A 16,031-nucleotide genomic window follows, 5' to 3' on the forward strand; every position below is an offset into this window, starting at 1 on the left:
ATAACTTTTAAAAGTGGCACCATTTGACTGAAATAACCACACAACCCTTGTTCTTCCCATTTGCGTGGTGGACTCAGAGGATGTGACCCTTCCCCTTCCTTCGTCAAGATGACAACGCCTTCTCATGGACATACTGAGCGGAAGTACGGTCTGGGTTGGAATACTCTCGAGCATTCTAATATCTATCTGTAAATTTCCATCATATAAATACGCACTTAGGTTATCCCATCTAGTTTGGGAGTAAGCAAAAGCTTTGCCTACTTGATTTTTAGGTAAGGTCAATTTCATTTGATTGCCTCGACGATTGATAAAAACATAGACGCTCTCATTATGAGCCACTTGATTCAGCTCATTTAGGATAATTATGTAAGCAAAAATGTTTATATTTGTACTATGATTAAGCAATTTGAGAAATATAAAGGAATACATCCGGGTATTGTACTTGATAGAGAATTAAAAAAACGTTCTATCAAACAACGTCCTTTTGCTTTGTCTTTAGAGGAACATCCTCAAACGTTTAATGCTATTACCAAAGGTAAAAGAGGTATCAGCACGGCATTGGCATTGAAGATTGAGCGAGAACTTGGGTTGGAAGAAGGTACTTTGGTGATATTGCAAGCCTATTATGATATTCAAAAAATCAAAGAAAAAGAAAGCAAAAGCACTCCTGATCTACATATCCTGAGTAAAGCTTTGTTTTGGGATACGGATATTCAACACATCGATTGGAATCGACAATACAGAGCTGTTATTCAACGTGTTTTTGAGCGAGGAAATGAGAATGACAAAAATGAGATTATCCGCTTTTATGGTACTGAAAAAGTAAACCAAGCTTTGCAGGAGTCCAATATCAGAAACCCTTACACGATTTATAGATCCAATAAAACTACAGGCTAATTATGATGTATTATAACACGGTCAATGATCTTTTAAAAAGCACATTGATTACGCTAATGGAGTCCTCTGTATTTCAGCCTTTTCGTTTAGTAGGCGGTACAGCATTAAGCCTTCAATTAGGACATCGTTTGTCTATAGATATAGATTTGTTTAGTGATGCCCCTTATGATTCTATTGATTTTAAAGCTATTGATGAATTCATAGAAAATACATTTCCCTACCACCATCATTTTTCAAATCTTAATCCGGCAATGGGTAAATCTTACAGTGTGGGTACAGATAAGGAAAATGTGGTAAAATTAGATGTGTTTTATACGGATACTTTTATACACTCTCCTTTGATTGTGGATGAAATCAGAATGGCTACTACCGAAGAAATCATTGCTATGAAAATTGATGTAGTACAACGTATAGGTCGCAAGAAAGATTTCTGGGATTTGCATGAATTACTACTCCAATACACTATTTCTACCATGCTTTCTCTCCATCAGGAACGTTATCCTTACACACATGATGAAGAACTTATATTGGATAATCTCATTAATTTTGAACTTGCTGATGATGATTTTGATCCAATCTGTTTAAAAGGGAAATATTGGGAATTTATAAAGGAGGATATTGTTGATACAGTAAAAGCCAATTATATTGATTTTTATCTTAAATTTACACAAAAAATATTATCTTTTTAAATTAAACAAAATGATTAAAACTACAATGAAAATGATGACAGTTGTATGTACTGTATCAATGTTATTAACTTCTTGTTATTCTTACACCAGTGTAGTAGGAAGTGGAGCCCAAGGTAACAATCAAACGACAAAATGGAATCACTATGTAATTTATGGATTAGCACCCGTTGGAGTTTCTGACTCAAAACAAATGGCTGACGGAGCAGCAAATTACACAGTCCATACAAGACAGTCTTTTGTGAACGGATTAGTTTCTGCTATAACTTTCGGAATATATACACCTTCAACAACGACCGTAACCAAATAACATCTAACGCAGAGAGTTTGTTATTTAATATCAAACTCTCTTGTTTAAATTTTATGAAAAAAATACTTTTTTATCTATCATTAGGAATATCAATTCTCTTATTAATCAATATTTTAAATATTTTGATATCTGATTTAAATCGACTTACCGAATATGGATATGGTTACTTAACAGGAAAAGTGATTTTATTAGTTGTTTTCACAACAATTGTACTGATAACTATAAAACATAGAACTAAATAAAAACGGTAAAAAGGAACTACTTACAATATATTTTTGGCCCAGTTAAGTGTTTAAATTGAATTTTATTTCTAATTCCCACCACTGTGTTAAGCTTAAAACATTACCCTTACTTTCACCTACGAAACCAAAAAATGAACGAATTTTATTTAAAAGAAAAATCGATTGACCTAGAATTAAGCGCTGGTAGCTACCAAATATTTTTCACCGGTGGTTGGTTTATTAAAAACCTGGAGGAATTAGACGTTGAGCTTATCGATATAGAAACCAATAAAAAAATAGCACTGATTTCTAACAACTTTTTTGGCTTGCGAAAACAAGATTTTATAAAAGGACAAAAAGCGGTTCTTGCTTTTCAGTTTAATCTAGTAAAATCATCTCGCTTAACCTTTTCAATACACAATCCCGAGACTTTACTACTACAAAAAGTGCATCCTTTTCTGTTTCTTTACAACATTTTTTTTCCTAGAAAAGTAGAAGTAGACAAAATTAGGGTTGTCATTAGATAAAACTACCGCTAACAGCAGTAACTGTTACACTACTCCACTTGGAACCTAAAAAGCGAAACTTAAATATATGAGGGCTTTTTCGGAAGCTTATCCACAACTTCCAATTGTGCAAGTGCTATAGATGATAAACTAAAAACACCAGCAGACGGAGCCTACAATCGGACTTTTGTTGTGTGCTTCAAAAAGCAAGGTGAAAGTAGAATATGCAATGCGAGGTTTGACAAGACCATTGGGTGTTGCTTCATACGAATTGGAACAGTTGATAAAAGAAAATAGGGACAAGCTGAACGAAAATGGCGAAGAAAAATAATCAAAAAAACTGCTGCCTATACCCTGGATGTACTGCCAATAGAAAATTAAAAGTTCAGCCACTTCATTAGGTCTCAAAAGGATAGCATTGATTTAAATAAAAACACAAACAAAAAAAATGGCAAAATTAAAACCCAATGGGCAAAGGGCTAAAAATGCAATCCTATTGATATGGATGATGTTAGCACTAGATATTATAGCTTTACTTTCGAAGTATTTTCAATACGATCTCCTTCAAGCTGTGGCCAATGGCTATGAAATCTCCATGGAAAAAGCAAATGCAAATGACACCCGAGAACAAATAATCAGTCTACTCTACTTGATTACCTATATCATCTCGGCAGTAACCTTCATTCAATGGTTCAGACGGGCGTATTACAATTTACATCAAAAAGTATCTAATTTATCGCATGCAGAAGGTTGGGCTGCAGGTAGTTGGTTTGTGCCGATTCTTTGCTTGTTTAGACCCTACCAGATCATGAGAGAATTATATGAGGAAACAAAAGCAGTATTGGTAAAAAAGGGGATTAATTTCAATCCGAATTTTACTACAAATGCTTTAGGATTGTGGTGGGCCCTTTGGCTTTTAACTAATGCAATAGGACAATTCGTATTTCGGTACGCACAGCATGCTGAAACAATAGACGAATTAACGATAACTACAGTAACAAGTATGGTAGCCAACACCATAGGTATTCTCCTTGCTTTAGTTACCATCAAAGTTATTGCGAACTATGCGGCAGTTGAATCTTTGTTACTAAAAAGTGAGGAAGAAACACGGAATGATTAACAAGTGTTTACCACAAGGACTATTTAAAATGGTATATAATTTATTATCTTGCATAAAACCAAATTTAAAATGAAACTTCTAAAAAACCTTTAGATAGACGGTTTCCGTGAATTCTTCTAGTTTTTGTAAATAAGTTTATCCAATACGCCATGTCATGTACAAAAACAGCTCTCTTTGGATGCCCTTCAGGGAATTCTTCAATTATATAAGCATCTACTCCATATTTTTTTTCTGCATTGGGGTACTTAAAATCATCTAACTTTGAACCGAATTGATTTATTATTGCACGATCTATAAAACTGATAAAATCAATATCTCCAGGATTAACTTTTTTAGTCACAAAAGAACCATCTACCCATTGTCTTAAAGTATCCAAATCACAAACTTTTTTTAAATCTTCACTGTATTTGAAATAATTTTCAACTACTTCTTTTCTTGTTGATGAGGGAATAGTAGTTGCGAATTCCAATTCTAATTCTGCCCATGTTGAAACAATTTTATTAGCAGGTACAAGTAACCCTGAGTTATTAAAAATCAGCATAATAAATTAAATATTGATAATCAAATACACGAAATAAACTGCTATTAACATCTGTTTTCAAATAAGGAAAAACTACGATTAAAGATTAATGTTCTCCATTTTGCTAAAAACAATTGTGTAAACTAGCTAACAAGAGTTTTTCCTTTCTTAACCAAGGAAAACCGCTATCATTCTCCTTTGGACTATCTATGCTATTTGGCATTGTAAAACCAACTATTACCTTCTTATTTTGAATAGAAGTGATCGCAAACATTCCTAAAAATTTTATCTTTACCTAAAAATAACAAAATATGAAAAAGATAGTTCCCCTTGTACTACTCGTTATATTGACTTTGGGCATGCGTAGTTGTAAAGAGCAAGAAGCAACGAAAACCTTTGAAACAGCGGATGTAGTAGGAACTTGGGAACTCTCCTCAGCAAAGCTTTACGATAGAGAAGCTAAGTTTTTAACTGAAACAACGCCGAAGGATGAATTTGGGTGTGGAAACCTAACTTGGATTTTTACCACAGATCAAATCGAGATTTTGACGTATGTAGGAAAAGGCGAAAACGGCCAGTGCCTGGAAGAAATAATCCGATTAAGTTATACCCTTCAAGATCACACCATCCATACCGTAGACGATACGGGGGTAAAAGAGGAAATGCTCATCACCCATTTGACCGAGGATGAATTCACTTTTATGACTTCCCTACCTAATCCGCTAAATGAGAAAGATAATGCGATTAAATATACAGAAATTCGATGCAAACGAGTGAAATAGAAAAGAGATTGAACGTTTTTTTACAGACTAATCAAGGATTTCTAACCAGAACACCAAGTAAAAACAGTAATAGCACATTTTACAACATGAAGAAATTGACAATTATAGTATGCAGCACCCTTCTTTTCATGGGTTGCACAAAAAAGAAGGAGAACAATACACCAATGGAATCAACAACGGCAGATAGGACACAAACGGATACCTATAGAATCAAACTAAATTCCATTGAGGGAGAACCTGGTTTAGCGGATTATGCTCAAGAAGGAAAAGAAGTACAGGGCGAAATCACCAAGCAATTACAAGGTTCCGATGGCAGTGAATACTATGCAGTAAAGCTTGATCAACCCTTTGAATATAGCGAATCGGCAGCTACGGCTGATGCAAAAGCTAATTATCTCATAATTGGTGGTCGATTTCAGGGACAACCTTTACAAAAAGGAGCCAACCATACGGTTGTCAATGTAGCCATTGTAGTAGATGATACTGCCATTTCTGACGAACAGTTAGACTTTTCTAAGGCTATCTTTGCAGGAATGGGCGAAGCAACAGAAATTAAGTAATCATTGAACAGCCTCATTTAGAAACCTTTTCTCGAAGTAAATGTAAACTGCGGTTTTAGTCAGCCTATACATCCGTTGTAATTCCGCCTTAATCAAATCCCCTAGTATGCGAATGAAAACTATTTTACCCCTCTTACTGTTCTTTTTTGTTTTCTCTAACGGTAGTTTCGCTCAATCAATAGATGATTCTTTCTCTCAAAAAAAGATGTTGAAAGATTTTGAGCTATTCAAGGAAATTAGATTGAAAGGCAATTCGGGGCTCTACACCTATCGCACCAAAAATCAAATTGACAGTATCTATACTTGGGCAGCAAATGAAATTAAACGATCAAATACGTATCGTGATTTTTATACCATCCTTTGTCAAGTAACGGATTATGAAGGGAGCTTGCACAATGGAACGTATTGGATTTAATTAAAAAACGTCAAAATACCCAACAGCCTTAATCGTCTGCAGTAAACAAAAAAAGGATATAAAAGAATAAAACAGTTTCTGAATCGAGGTGCTAGCAAGTGTCACCCTTTTTCTATTGATGCAGCTAGTTTTGCATTACAATAGTGAGAAGGATCAAAACCAGACCCAAAACAAACAAAATAGACCAAGGATTGGCAAAGTTAATCGTTAGGCCAAAACTAGCCACTCGCTTGGGTACAATAAGTCGTTTATCTTGGGGGTTGAAATAAAATACACCCCATTTCCAATGGGAGGGATCGTTAAAATTGGAGTTGCTCATTTTGTTTTCATTTTATAGATTCTTCATTGAAAAATTCCTTAGTATTCTATAGCTATCGAAAGATAAGAAAATTTTTCACGACGGCCCGTTCACTTCTTCTACACACAAGAATAAAGCAAATTAGACAGCAAAGGCAGTTTATCCAATAAACAACACTTGCGTTAGCAAAAAGCCGAGACCATTAAATAAGAAGTGTGTCAGTACGGCTAAACGAAAGTTATGCTGCAAGCGAATATGGGAATAAATTAATCCAGATATAAAATAGGGAATCACGATTACCATAATACTCAAAAAAGACAAACGCTGTACCTCGTAATTTACAAGATGAAAGAATCCGAAAAGAAAAGACAGCATCAGTACCATACTAGTGCTTCTCTTTCTCCATAAGCTACTTAAAAACTCCGTATACCTAAGACAAACGCTATAAACCAACAGAAATAACAAACTAGCGGTTAACACTCTAGTTACAAGAAAATCAAATGAATCTAATTGAACCCCCATATAAAAGGAGTATAAATAGAGATATAAAATAGCACAAGAAATACTGATATAAACTGGCTTAAAAACTAAAGCTAACCGAAACATACTTTCCTCCAATAGGGGTCCAATCAAAACAATTAGAACAAACCTATACCAACCCGTTTTTTGTATTAATTCAACTTTAGAATGATTCATCGGAACTTCAATCCAATTATTATCGACCAAAAAGAATATAATCGCTAAAAAAAATAGTTTGATTGCGATTAATAGGAGTAAAAATTTGAGTACTACGTTCATTTTTGATTAAAAGAATAGTTTTTCTGTTGATATAATTCCTTGCCTACTCTATTTTTGATCAAAATACAGAAATTTATTTTAATTTAAGCCTTTTATATTTTTTGAAACTAAATGTTAATTATCTTAGCGTTAGTCTTTTTACCGATATAGCGGAGTGTTTTATCCCCCTATACAAAACAAAAGCCGTTCAATAAAGCTAAACAACACAACTATGGGATTCGATATCAGTTACCACCCAATCAATGAACAAGAAATACAAACTTGGTATTTCGATGTATTAGAAGATGAGTCAACCCTTGAAAAACAAGCACAAGCGCATCAAATAGACGAATTCTACGTTGAAAAGTATAGCAATACCATCAGCATTGCTAAAGAAACTGCTGCTACGGATTATTTTGATAAAACACATGGCTATTATATAGCGGTGATACAGGGATTTTTCAGAACGTATTTTTACACCCGTGGTGCTGCTTTTTCGTTTTTAATTCAAGACAAACCTCAGTTTAAAAAATACACTACGCCTTGGGAAGAAGTTTTACAAGTGAAAGTACCCAATCCAATTGCAAACAGCTTGGTGGAGAACTACAGTTCAGGCGTTTATATGACGGCAGCCAACGTGGTTGAACTACTAGCTGATTATCAAACGAAGGAAGAAGTAAAAAAAGAGCTAGACGACTTTTATTCACATAACCGAATCAACGTTTTTCTTAGAGCGCTAACTGACGCAAAAGAAAATAACCTTGGGCTTTTGGAAGCTACGGAAGTGATTGAACCCAATCCGCTGAATCTCAATGAATCGACTTGTTATTCCAATTTATTTAATTGCGATACCGAAGGGGCCTTGTTGTATGAAGAGGCGATGCTGGAGCAACTAAGGGAATTAGAGGGAAATCAAGGGTTAAATGACATGGAAATTCTCGAAAAAACGGAACGCGTAATCATCACCCCTGAACAAGTTGTTCCAGAGAATAAAAAAGGATTTTGGCAACGATTATTTGGAAAGTAAAAGAATCCATTCCTTCAATTGATTTCAATACTTTCGTTTAACTTATACAACAATCAATTAACTACATCCATAACCTAAATTTCCTATCATCTATGTCATTTTTCAGCAAAATCTTCGGGTCAAAAAACAAAACCCAACAAGCAAACGAGATTAAACCCGTGCAAGAAACAGCAACAACTGCAGTGGACTCCCCTTTTACCTTAAACAAAATAGCTTGGACTTTTTCGGCTAAGTTTTATACGGATACGGAAGAGTTTAACCAAGAAGTCATCGATTACCAAAATCTTATCTATCAAACAAATGAAAATTGGAAGCCCAACGAAGTTGTTTTTGATTTTTCTGAACTACAAATTCAGTATATGGCTTGGGTTAAAGGAGCATCCGATTTACTTGAAAACGAAACCTTGATTGAAGAGGATCGAGATGTCTTTGAAGAAGAACCTGATGAAGAGGAGGATGATATGTATCAGGTGGAGCTTTTAGCGAAGTTAACCGCTGATAATGGCAAGCATTTTACAGCTTTAGAATTTCTATTAAAAACACACAACCAACAGGTAAACAAAGAACTTGGTGATCACGTATTTTTTGAAGGTACGGATGAAAAACCAATACTAATTGAGGGTATTCCTACTTGTTATATCGCTTGTGGTAGTTAAGAAAAACTGTAAAGCAATGTTGATCTGCTTCCTAAAAAGACAGACACAAAATACATGATTTAAAACCGTGAAAGCTGATGCCTAATTTTACAGCCAAATGAATATTAAACTAATTTTACTTTTTCTTGTAATGCTATCAACTTCTTGCAAAAAGAAAGAAGCAACACCTAATTTTAATTGGTCTGATATCTCAATAAGGAATTCACATGAAGAAATCATCATTTATAAAGAGCTAGACACAGCCTCTTTTATAAAACCAATATATGAAACTATAAATCATAATGATTTCTACACAAAACGCATTGGAACCGAACGCAAACAGATCAAATTTTCAAATTCAGAAAAGGATAGTATTGCCATTTATGTTCAACAAATAATTAGGAACCCGATAGAAACTGATCTATTTTGTACAGATTATGTTGGAAATCTACATGTAACAATTCGCAATTTTAATTCATCATTTTCTGCTCATTATACTTCAGTATGTCAAGTAGATACACTATCTACCGAAACAAGAAAATTATTTAAGCTCTTGAATAGTAAAATCTATTTTTCTGATAACTGAAAACCACAGATGCCCCCTATACTTCGCTTTCACAGCATTGCTAAATAGGAATTTTCTGCTTTATTTTTTTATCCATTCTTATACTTGTAAATCCATAAAATTGAAATCTTAAAAATGAAAAAAATACTTAGTTGGATATTTCTCCTTGCATTTGTCTTTTTTATGTTTTACAACCCTATTTTTTGTGGCTTACAACTTGGTGCATTATGTGTTTATTATGTTGTTCACTATGCTACTTTTTTAAACCATATCAATAAACACGGTAAAGAAAGTAGAGGCACAATCTTATCCTATGAAACAGAGGGAAAAGGACATAAAACCCCTTTAGTTGAATTTGAAATAAATGGAGAACAAATAGTCAAGAAACCGTATTACTATGCATCAACAGATTTAAGTATACTCAAAACCTATAAAAACAAGATAAACAAATCAATTTCAATACTATATGACCCAAGATGTCCTGAAAAATTTATTATTAAATCCGAAAAAGGGTTTAATTACTTCAGTTTAATATTCGCTGGACTTGTTGGATTACTCTTTGTATTAATTAGTTTAGTTCAACTTTATAAAAGTATAAGCCTGGATGGAATGGAATAATAACTAGTATTCCACTACGCTTATTAAAGTGTAACGTACTATTTACGACCACTAGAAAAAAGCATTAACGAATCAAAGCGTTGATGTAGCATGAGCAAAATCATATAGTACTTCTAATTTTAACTTTAAAAACAATAAAAAAACACTTAATTAGTATAACATTCTTCTTCTTGTTCAACCTTGTGGCAACTGCTCAGCATAGAAATTTTAGTGACTCCAACCCGCCTCATGTAACGGAAGTATCTTTCGACAGTGAACATATTATTTTAAATCACAAAATTGCTTATAAATACGAAAGAATAGAGAATCACTTTGTTATAAAAGACAAAAAAGGACAAAATTTAATTGAGGAAGATATTGAAAATATAGGATATCAAAAGTTTAAAAGTACAATTCATTTTCTTGCGCAAGATATCACGTTTTCAAACCCAGAAATTGTAGGCAGAAACGACTTAATTTTTGCATTTGTAAATTTCAATGTTTTTGAGAAAGATGGATCTATAAATGAGGAAAGACTAAAATTATTCGTTGATAAATTCAATCAACTCGAAGTAGAATAGTTGACTATCTTTACTTATATCCTGAAAGAACGGGACAAAATAAAAAAGAAATATTATTTACAAATAATTCTACTTTTAAAGTTTTAGATATAAATAATAATAGCAATCGAATTACAATAACATTAGAAGAAGTATGATATGGATTTATTAAAAGAATACAAACAAAATACAACTTTCAAAAATGAAGAGGATTTACTTGAAAGTATAAAAGATATTTTTATGTTTGGATCAATTAAATCTGAATATAAAACTAATGCCATTATTGATAATAAAGAAGAAATTAATCAATATTTCATCAACTTTCTTGAATTAATTTTATCAAGTAATTTAGTAACTAAAAAGACTGATCGGCTGACTATCATCAATTTAATTGATGAATTCAACTATAGAAATGAGATTTTAGATTTGATTAAACAAAAAAATGAACCCTCTTTAAAAGAAGCATCAAAAAGACTAGGTAAAAAGTTTATGTCCTCTGAGAAATAAAATACCCCACGAACTATCCCTTTACTTTTTCATTTCGGATGGTCACACTTATCAATTGATACCCTGCAGCTGTGCGTAAAAACTCAAAGTGATTTTGGGTAAAGCTCTTTTTGTTTTGATGCGAGATTACAAGCGTCATCGTTGGATATTGCCAGTTTTTGGCTTCCCCACAATTCGTAAAATAGTGTTCAAACTCCGCCCCTTCAAATATAAAGGAATTCAATCCATCTTGAGAAATAAAGTAATCGCAATTGGGTTGTACAATCTCCAACAATCCCTTTTTAAGGATAGCAAAGTTATCTTTGATAAATTGCTCCTTGTTTGTAGTTGCCCACCCTGTTGCTGATTCCCACGTAAGGGTGTGATACGATGCTTGTATTAACTTTTCTTCGGTGAGGTTCACAAACAAATCATCAGTCAGCCATTGCCTAAACTCAGTTTCGAAATCCACAAAAGAATAGGTTAAGCCATCTGTCCCTACAAACTCTTTTCGCGTTGAATCAAGAGAAGGGGTACTCGATTTTTCAAGGGAATACAAGTTGATGGCGTTATCGTAAGCGAAATTTTCAATTAGCACCTGATTCGCTGTATCCAGCAGTACTTCTTCCCCACCCGACCAACTAAAATGATTGCAGCCGGCGTGATTTCCGTGATTCCAATATTTTTTTTCTGCCCCTTTTAATGCCACTACCATGCCGTTTCTCACTCGGGTGAGGTCATTATAAATCGCTGGAATAACGATGTCTCCTTTGCTGTTAAATAGTCCAGTTTGATCAGTTTCAGGGTCTCTAAAGCGAATAAAACCTTCACTTTCGCAGTCTACCCCATTGTCGTAAATATGCAATTGGCCCAACCCTACTTCTCTCCCTTCTTTGGTGAGATAGTAGTTCTTCCATCCTCCATCGGTCTCTTCGGATACCGCGATAATGTTGTCAAACTTATGCGCTGAGGAATACCCCATAAACTTAGGTTCGATTTGAACCATACCACGTGAATCTTTATAGCCGATGTGTATGCTGTCATTCGCCCAAAAGGCCGTCCAGGTATCGTTACGTTGCGCAACTACAGTGGAATTAAAACCCGTTACTAAACATACTAGAAAGAAGTATTTTAGCGTCATTTTGGAGAATATCATAGCCTTATATTTACTGTGTGAAAAAACAAGCTCTACCCTGCCTTTCGAAAAGTGAACTGCTAATTTAGTGATTTAATCTATCCCTTAGAAAAGCCTAAGGCAAATTGTCACCTGATGCGTCTAGTTAGGGCTTTTTTATGAAAAGTTCGTTATCTTAGTAACCAACCTTTTAAACATCGTAAAAACGCAAAACCAATGAAAAACATTCACCTCATTATACAAGAAAAATACGCGGATGCAACAAAGTTCGAAAAAATAGCAGAAGGCATGTATAAAGCACTATACGCTTATGAAAATGGACTCGTAGATAAGGGAAATTTTGTTACCACGCTATCCTTTACTTTAGAAGAAGAATTAAATGAAATTGAGAATAGACAATATCCCTTGGAAGATCTATTAGATAAATACTACGCTCATGTAGCTGAATTTATACAAAATGATTCCAATTCCGAAGAAATGATCCTAGAGTTATGTACGCAAAACTGGCAAGATAGCATGGAAGAGTTACTAAACATTGTCGGTAAAAGAGTGTATAATCAAGAGGTAGAAATAGAGGGTAAAACATATATCCGATTAATGATTGATTAGCCTAGCAATGGACTTAGTCCAATCGTAAAGTCTTTAATTCCTCCACTTTCATTCGAGTATCTATCTCAATTCCTTTTCACTAACTTTTTTATAATTTACTCAGCATCCCCTTCCCAATATTTCCATTATACCCTACTCTTCTTTACTTTCTATAAGAATTTTTTACTAAATATCTAATTTAGCGAAAAATAATCTATATTAGCACCAAATCTAACGTCGTACGAATACAGGTAGTTTAATGAAACTCTTACGTCTTTTATTTTGTAATAAAATACTGCTGAGTATGCTATTGTACAAGCAGAAATTGTAAATCTTAATGAATTAAATCTATGCGTACAACGGAAGAGTTAAACAAGACCAACTGGTTTTCTAAATTTTCGTTATCCTTTTTAGCGATTGTGGGTAGTATCAATACGGCCCTTTTTATCATTGCCCCTCTTTTACCCTATAAACTTTCGCAGCTTATACTTCCTTTAGGTTTTTCTGCCTTAGGACTGTCGGTTCTTTTTTCTATTGGGTTTTCTTTTTATTGGCACAGAAAAGAGAAGAAAAACGCGTTTAACTCGATAAAATGTACGACTCGGCTTTCGGTCTTACTGCGTTATTGGATTGCATTTTTACTTTTGGATTTTGGGTTTCAAAAAATATTTGAGGTTAATTTTAATTATTCCTACCACATCAATGATTCCTTAACCGGCGCATTAACGGGACAAGAATTAACGTGGAAATATTATGGATATTCGTACGGACTTGCAGTAATACTAGCCCTTTTTCAAATAATAGGCAGCGTTCTTTTATTATTCAAACGCACCCTTTTATTGGGGATTACGATCCTTTTACCGGTTATGCTCAACATTGTTTTGATTAATATTTTTTATGGCATTGGCCCCATAACACTGTTTACATCGCTCCTCATCACCTTTGGTTTGCTTGTTTTATTTCTACAGCTTAAAGTTGATATCATCCACTTTTTTAAGCAATACCAAAGTAAATTACCTTCCATAGGGACTCCTTTCTTCCGATCAATTGCGCGTATATTGTGTGTGCTGATTCCTTTAGTATTTATTATGTACTATAATTATGATGTACATCGCTCTAAAAAGTATTTTGGAAAATGGAAAGTTACAGAAATGATCCGCAATGGAAAATTAGTAGCAGAAAATGATTGGCTACACGATACCTTAGCGTGGAAAACACTCTATATTGAAGAAAGAGGAAAAATGTATTATTGTACCAATCCCTATATGTATGTGGATAGCATGTCGATATTTATGAAGTACCATCACGAGGAAAACGACCAGAATTTTAAAGTTATATCCTACGAAATGAATCTACATCAACCCGATACGATTCCAGTGGAGATTAACCATTTGAAGGATAACGTGATGCAATGGAACATGATCTTGTATAAAGATACGATTCAAATGAATTTAAAGCGAGAAGATTTCTAAGATTCAATAAAAATGCGGCGTCTATAGACGCCGTACGCTTTTAAAAACCGCACACCAACTATTTTTTTTACTCCATCACGCGAATAACAAAAGCAAAATGCATTGTCCCTTCACTTTGGCTCTCTATCTTGTAGTTTTCGGATAAACTCTTGATTGCGATATCCTGTATAAAATAATGATCGCCATGACATGAACTACTGCGCTTTTCTTTGGTGTAATTTAGTGTTAGTATATCCTCCTTCTTATAGGTGATATCAAGCTGATTCGATCGCACAGGTTTGGTATGACCAACTAAAAAACCAGAAAAAGAAGAAGTTCCCAAATACGCTATCTTTTCATTTGGATCCGTAGCGGTGAAGCTAACTAATTTAGTATCCAAAAGAACTTCTTTTCCCTCTTGATCAATAAATTGAAGCACTATTGTTTCATGAGGCGGTATGGAATTGGCGATACCTGAACAATCGTCATCACTACATGCCGTTACGAGTAGTAACACAAGAAAAGTAAGAGGCACTACAACGGTTTTTAAGCTATTTTTCATTTTGATTTTTATAGGTTCAAAGTTAGTAAGAGGATCAATACGATTGTTATTCCTTCTATTTCCCTTCTCAGTAAACACTAAAAAGCCGACTGAATAACTATACTAATTTAGTTGAATTTTTCAAATGAACACAGGGCGCTTCAAAAAGGACGAAACCCTTTTTGTTATTGCTTGACAATCCACTCCACAATTTTTTGTTTCGGTTGTTCGTGTATTGCATAAGGCGTACTTTCTCCATCAGAAAAAAAGTGGTTTTCCCCCTCTAATACGGTCGCTGATATTGCGGGATTAGCTAGGTTATTTAAACGTGTTGTATTTGCTACTGGATCGACAAGTACGTCCTCCGCACCAATCATATAAAAGACGGGTATAGTTGTGTTTTTCAACCAATCAATACGATCTTTTGACACTAAATCACGATCTAAACCACCACCAAGCAAAAAACGAAAATGAGTAGCATATCTTTTCTTTGTATAACCGAGTTTCTTTGCTTCTTTTTTGTACACTTTCCAAAAGCTTTTTTCTTTTTGATTGGCGAGGTAAAAATCAATTAACTCCGAACATACTTTCTGTTTTTCTTCGAGTGTATCATAGAGAAAGTAATCATTAAATCCATTTTCACTGTGTTGTAATTGATAGAGGAATAGTTGTTTACCTGTAACAACGGGTGCAGCAAAAAGCACTAAAAAATCTGGATTAATCTCATGTTCTAAGGCTTCTAGAACGGCTATACCCCCTAGACTATGACCGATAATCCCTATTTTTTTTCCTTGTAAATCTGGATGTTTCTTTACCATATTAAACGCACTAACCAACTCTTCTCCCATCATGGTAACTGTGTAAGTCATATCACCTCCTCCTTCTCCTTTAGAATTTCCTTTTCCACGTTCATCATATCGAAACACAGCGGTATGATTATCCAATAAAGCTTCAGCTAAAGGGCTATGAGTATTACGCGTATTATAGCCCGTTCCGGGTTTAATAATCACAACTTTATCAAAACCATCTTTGGGAAGGATTAAACTTCCTTCAAAAGACACACTGTCCATTTTTTGTCTATAATCAAATGCAGGTACATTAAAATTGATCGTGGAAAAAGAATAGTTGTCTTTTCTAGGGACAAAGGCTTCGGGTCCAACACACATATTTTGTCCAAAACAAAAGGTCGTTAGCAAAAGAAAAGCTCCAAGATATTGTATCTTCATAGTTAAATATTTAATTTGATTCATACTTATTTCACTCTATAGAGAAATAAACTTAATTAAACCCAACCTAATAATCAGAAGGGTTATGTTTAATTTAACATATGGATTTCTTTTTTATACTCCCCGTA

Annotated in this window: 22 protein-coding genes and 1 pseudogene; 17 read left to right on the plus strand and 6 right to left on the minus strand. The window is 34.1% G+C overall.

Annotated features, from left to right (window positions below):
* Window positions 1–393: 393 nt before the first annotated feature.
* The 6 genes and pseudogenes from FBR08_RS00770 to FBR08_RS00795 all read left to right on the plus strand — a co-directional run bounded on the left by FBR08_RS00770 (window position 394) and on the right by FBR08_RS00795 (window position 3,740).
* Complete coding sequence (locus FBR08_RS00770) at window positions 394–897, plus strand: helix-turn-helix transcriptional regulator (RefSeq protein WP_158960648.1); 504 nt, start codon at window positions 394–396, stop codon at window positions 895–897.
* A 2-nt stretch (window positions 898–899) separates the two neighbouring features.
* On the plus strand, window positions 900–1,586 hold the full coding sequence (locus tag FBR08_RS00775) for a nucleotidyl transferase AbiEii/AbiGii toxin family protein (protein WP_158960651.1): 687 nt from the start codon (window positions 900–902) through the stop codon (window positions 1,584–1,586).
* Between the two features lie 10 nt (window positions 1,587–1,596).
* Entirely contained in the window at window positions 1,597–1,893 is a 297-nt protein-coding gene (locus tag FBR08_RS00780; RefSeq protein ID WP_158960654.1) for a Bor family protein, read from the plus strand.
* A gap of 373 nt (window positions 1,894–2,266) precedes the next feature.
* Window positions 2,267–2,641, plus strand: coding sequence for a hypothetical protein (locus tag FBR08_RS00785; RefSeq protein ID WP_158960657.1), 375 nt, complete (start codon window positions 2,267–2,269; stop codon window positions 2,639–2,641).
* A 148-nt stretch (window positions 2,642–2,789) separates the two neighbouring features.
* Window positions 2,790–2,951 (plus strand): annotated as a pseudogene (locus FBR08_RS17105) (PDDEXK nuclease domain-containing protein); the annotation flags it as partial.
* Window positions 2,952–3,068: 117 nt separating this feature from the next.
* Window positions 3,069–3,740, plus strand: a complete 672-nt coding sequence (locus tag FBR08_RS00795) for a DUF4328 domain-containing protein (RefSeq protein ID WP_158960659.1) — start codon at window positions 3,069–3,071, stop codon at window positions 3,738–3,740.
* A 64-nt stretch (window positions 3,741–3,804) separates the two neighbouring features.
* Here FBR08_RS00795 and FBR08_RS00800 read toward each other — a convergent pair whose 3' ends face one another.
* Complete coding sequence (locus FBR08_RS00800) at window positions 3,805–4,281, minus strand: DUF6932 family protein (protein ID WP_158960662.1); 477 nt, start codon at window positions 4,279–4,281, stop codon at window positions 3,805–3,807.
* A gap of 290 nt (window positions 4,282–4,571) precedes the next feature.
* On the opposite strand from FBR08_RS00800, the gene FBR08_RS00805 reads away from it, so the two are divergent.
* The 3 genes from FBR08_RS00805 (at window position 4,572) to FBR08_RS00815 (ending at window position 6,017) form a co-directional block, all read left to right on the plus strand.
* Window positions 4,572–5,042, plus strand: coding sequence for a lipocalin family protein (locus FBR08_RS00805; RefSeq protein WP_158960665.1), 471 nt, complete (start codon window positions 4,572–4,574; stop codon window positions 5,040–5,042).
* Between the two features lie 164 nt (window positions 5,043–5,206).
* Window positions 5,207–5,602: a hypothetical protein gene (locus tag FBR08_RS00810; RefSeq protein WP_158960668.1), complete on the plus strand. Its 396-nt coding sequence runs from the start codon at window positions 5,207–5,209 to the stop codon at window positions 5,600–5,602.
* Between the two features lie 205 nt (window positions 5,603–5,807).
* Window positions 5,808–6,017, plus strand: coding sequence for a hypothetical protein (locus tag FBR08_RS00815; RefSeq protein ID WP_158960671.1), 210 nt, complete (start codon window positions 5,808–5,810; stop codon window positions 6,015–6,017).
* A 124-nt stretch (window positions 6,018–6,141) separates the two neighbouring features.
* On the opposite strand, the gene FBR08_RS16825 is transcribed toward FBR08_RS00815, so the two are convergent.
* Window positions 6,142–6,336 (minus strand): DUF5808 domain-containing protein, encoded by a 195-nt coding sequence (locus FBR08_RS16825; protein WP_233266180.1) that lies wholly within the window; start codon window positions 6,334–6,336, stop codon window positions 6,142–6,144.
* Between the two features lie 138 nt (window positions 6,337–6,474).
* Window positions 6,475–7,113 carry a CPBP family glutamic-type intramembrane protease gene (locus FBR08_RS00820; protein ID WP_158960674.1) on the minus strand — a complete coding sequence of 213 codons (639 nt, stop codon included), beginning with the start codon at window positions 7,111–7,113 and terminating at the stop codon, window positions 6,475–6,477.
* A 211-nt stretch (window positions 7,114–7,324) separates the two neighbouring features.
* Between FBR08_RS00820 and FBR08_RS00825 the strand changes: the two genes are divergently transcribed.
* The 6 genes from FBR08_RS00825 (at window position 7,325) to FBR08_RS00850 (ending at window position 10,983) form a co-directional block, all read left to right on the plus strand.
* Window positions 7,325–8,119 carry a hypothetical protein gene (locus tag FBR08_RS00825; protein ID WP_158960677.1) on the plus strand — a complete coding sequence of 265 codons (795 nt, stop codon included), beginning with the start codon at window positions 7,325–7,327 and terminating at the stop codon, window positions 8,117–8,119.
* Between the two features lie 92 nt (window positions 8,120–8,211).
* A complete protein-coding gene (locus FBR08_RS00830) occupies window positions 8,212–8,775 on the plus strand; it encodes a hypothetical protein (RefSeq protein ID WP_158960680.1) in 564 nt (187 codons plus the stop codon).
* 97 nt (window positions 8,776–8,872) lie between these two features.
* Window positions 8,873–9,340 carry a hypothetical protein gene (locus tag FBR08_RS00835; RefSeq protein WP_158960683.1) on the plus strand — a complete coding sequence of 156 codons (468 nt, stop codon included), beginning with the start codon at window positions 8,873–8,875 and terminating at the stop codon, window positions 9,338–9,340.
* A 114-nt stretch (window positions 9,341–9,454) separates the two neighbouring features.
* Window positions 9,455–9,937, plus strand: coding sequence for a DUF3592 domain-containing protein (locus tag FBR08_RS00840; RefSeq protein WP_158960686.1), 483 nt, complete (start codon window positions 9,455–9,457; stop codon window positions 9,935–9,937).
* Window positions 9,938–10,119: 182 nt separating this feature from the next.
* Window positions 10,120–10,497 carry a hypothetical protein gene (locus FBR08_RS00845; RefSeq protein WP_158960689.1) on the plus strand — a complete coding sequence of 126 codons (378 nt, stop codon included), beginning with the start codon at window positions 10,120–10,122 and terminating at the stop codon, window positions 10,495–10,497.
* A gap of 138 nt (window positions 10,498–10,635) precedes the next feature.
* Window positions 10,636–10,983, plus strand: coding sequence for a hypothetical protein (locus tag FBR08_RS00850; protein ID WP_158960692.1), 348 nt, complete (start codon window positions 10,636–10,638; stop codon window positions 10,981–10,983).
* 13 nt (window positions 10,984–10,996) lie between these two features.
* Here FBR08_RS00850 and FBR08_RS00855 read toward each other — a convergent pair whose 3' ends face one another.
* Window positions 10,997–12,118 carry a hypothetical protein gene (locus FBR08_RS00855; RefSeq protein WP_233266182.1) on the minus strand — a complete coding sequence of 374 codons (1,122 nt, stop codon included), beginning with the start codon at window positions 12,116–12,118 and terminating at the stop codon, window positions 10,997–10,999.
* Window positions 12,119–12,313: 195 nt separating this feature from the next.
* Here FBR08_RS00855 and FBR08_RS00860 point away from each other — a divergent pair, with 195 nt between their 5' ends.
* Both FBR08_RS00860 and FBR08_RS00865 read left to right on the plus strand, forming a co-directional pair.
* Window positions 12,314–12,706, plus strand: coding sequence for a hypothetical protein (locus FBR08_RS00860; protein ID WP_158960695.1), 393 nt, complete (start codon window positions 12,314–12,316; stop codon window positions 12,704–12,706).
* Between the two features lie 329 nt (window positions 12,707–13,035).
* The gene (locus tag FBR08_RS00865; protein ID WP_158960698.1) at window positions 13,036–14,157 is read left to right on the plus strand and encodes a hypothetical protein; all 1,122 of its coding nucleotides are present in this window, start codon (window positions 13,036–13,038) and stop codon (window positions 14,155–14,157) included.
* 67 nt (window positions 14,158–14,224) lie between these two features.
* Here the strand turns inward: FBR08_RS00865 and FBR08_RS00870 are convergent, their stop codons facing one another.
* Both FBR08_RS00870 and FBR08_RS00875 read right to left on the minus strand, forming a co-directional pair.
* Complete coding sequence (locus tag FBR08_RS00870; RefSeq protein WP_158960701.1) at window positions 14,225–14,698, minus strand: hypothetical protein; 474 nt, start codon at window positions 14,696–14,698, stop codon at window positions 14,225–14,227.
* 164 nt (window positions 14,699–14,862) lie between these two features.
* Window positions 14,863–15,903, minus strand: coding sequence for an alpha/beta hydrolase family protein (locus FBR08_RS00875; RefSeq protein WP_158960704.1), 1,041 nt, complete (start codon window positions 15,901–15,903; stop codon window positions 14,863–14,865).
* Between the last annotated feature and the right edge of the window lie 128 nt (window positions 15,904–16,031).

This window comes from Myroides fluvii, from assembly GCF_009792295.1.
GTDB classification, from domain to species: domain Bacteria; phylum Bacteroidota; class Bacteroidia; order Flavobacteriales; family Flavobacteriaceae; genus Flavobacterium; species Flavobacterium fluvii_A.

What these genes read in the sequence shown, in the direction of transcription:
- FBR08_RS00770 (WP_158960648.1), top strand. Translation starts at nt 394, where the DNA reads ATGATTAAGCAATTTGAGAAATATAAAGGAATACATCCGGGTATTGTA.
- FBR08_RS00775 (WP_158960651.1), top strand. Translation starts at nt 900, where the DNA reads ATGATGTATTATAACACGGTCAATGATCTTTTAAAAAGCACATTGATT.
- FBR08_RS00780 (WP_158960654.1), top strand. Translation starts at nt 1,597, where the DNA reads ATGATTAAAACTACAATGAAAATGATGACAGTTGTATGTACTGTATCA.
- FBR08_RS00785 (WP_158960657.1), top strand. Translation starts at nt 2,267, where the DNA reads ATGAACGAATTTTATTTAAAAGAAAAATCGATTGACCTAGAATTAAGC.
- FBR08_RS00795 (WP_158960659.1), top strand. Translation starts at nt 3,069, where the DNA reads ATGGCAAAATTAAAACCCAATGGGCAAAGGGCTAAAAATGCAATCCTA.
- FBR08_RS00800 (WP_158960662.1), bottom strand. Translation starts at nt 4,281, where the DNA reads ATGCTGATTTTTAATAACTCAGGGTTACTTGTACCTGCTAATAAAATT.
- FBR08_RS00805 (WP_158960665.1), top strand. Translation starts at nt 4,572, where the DNA reads ATGAAAAAGATAGTTCCCCTTGTACTACTCGTTATATTGACTTTGGGC.
- FBR08_RS00810 (WP_158960668.1), top strand. Translation starts at nt 5,207, where the DNA reads ATGGAATCAACAACGGCAGATAGGACACAAACGGATACCTATAGAATC.
- FBR08_RS00815 (WP_158960671.1), top strand. Translation starts at nt 5,808, where the DNA reads ATGTTGAAAGATTTTGAGCTATTCAAGGAAATTAGATTGAAAGGCAAT.
- FBR08_RS16825 (WP_233266180.1), bottom strand. Translation starts at nt 6,336, where the DNA reads ATGAGCAACTCCAATTTTAACGATCCCTCCCATTGGAAATGGGGTGTA.
- FBR08_RS00820 (WP_158960674.1), bottom strand. Translation starts at nt 7,113, where the DNA reads ATGAACGTAGTACTCAAATTTTTACTCCTATTAATCGCAATCAAACTA.
- FBR08_RS00825 (WP_158960677.1), top strand. Translation starts at nt 7,325, where the DNA reads ATGGGATTCGATATCAGTTACCACCCAATCAATGAACAAGAAATACAA.
- FBR08_RS00830 (WP_158960680.1), top strand. Translation starts at nt 8,212, where the DNA reads ATGTCATTTTTCAGCAAAATCTTCGGGTCAAAAAACAAAACCCAACAA.
- FBR08_RS00835 (WP_158960683.1), top strand. Translation starts at nt 8,873, where the DNA reads ATGAATATTAAACTAATTTTACTTTTTCTTGTAATGCTATCAACTTCT.
- FBR08_RS00840 (WP_158960686.1), top strand. Translation starts at nt 9,455, where the DNA reads ATGAAAAAAATACTTAGTTGGATATTTCTCCTTGCATTTGTCTTTTTT.
- FBR08_RS00850 (WP_158960692.1), top strand. Translation starts at nt 10,636, where the DNA reads ATGGATTTATTAAAAGAATACAAACAAAATACAACTTTCAAAAATGAA.
- FBR08_RS00855 (WP_233266182.1), bottom strand. Translation starts at nt 12,118, where the DNA reads ATGATATTCTCCAAAATGACGCTAAAATACTTCTTTCTAGTATGTTTA.
- FBR08_RS00860 (WP_158960695.1), top strand. Translation starts at nt 12,314, where the DNA reads ATGAAAAACATTCACCTCATTATACAAGAAAAATACGCGGATGCAACA.
- FBR08_RS00865 (WP_158960698.1), top strand. Translation starts at nt 13,036, where the DNA reads ATGCGTACAACGGAAGAGTTAAACAAGACCAACTGGTTTTCTAAATTT.
- FBR08_RS00870 (WP_158960701.1), bottom strand. Translation starts at nt 14,698, where the DNA reads ATGAAAAATAGCTTAAAAACCGTTGTAGTGCCTCTTACTTTTCTTGTG.
- FBR08_RS00875 (WP_158960704.1), bottom strand. Translation starts at nt 15,903, where the DNA reads ATGAAGATACAATATCTTGGAGCTTTTCTTTTGCTAACGACCTTTTGT.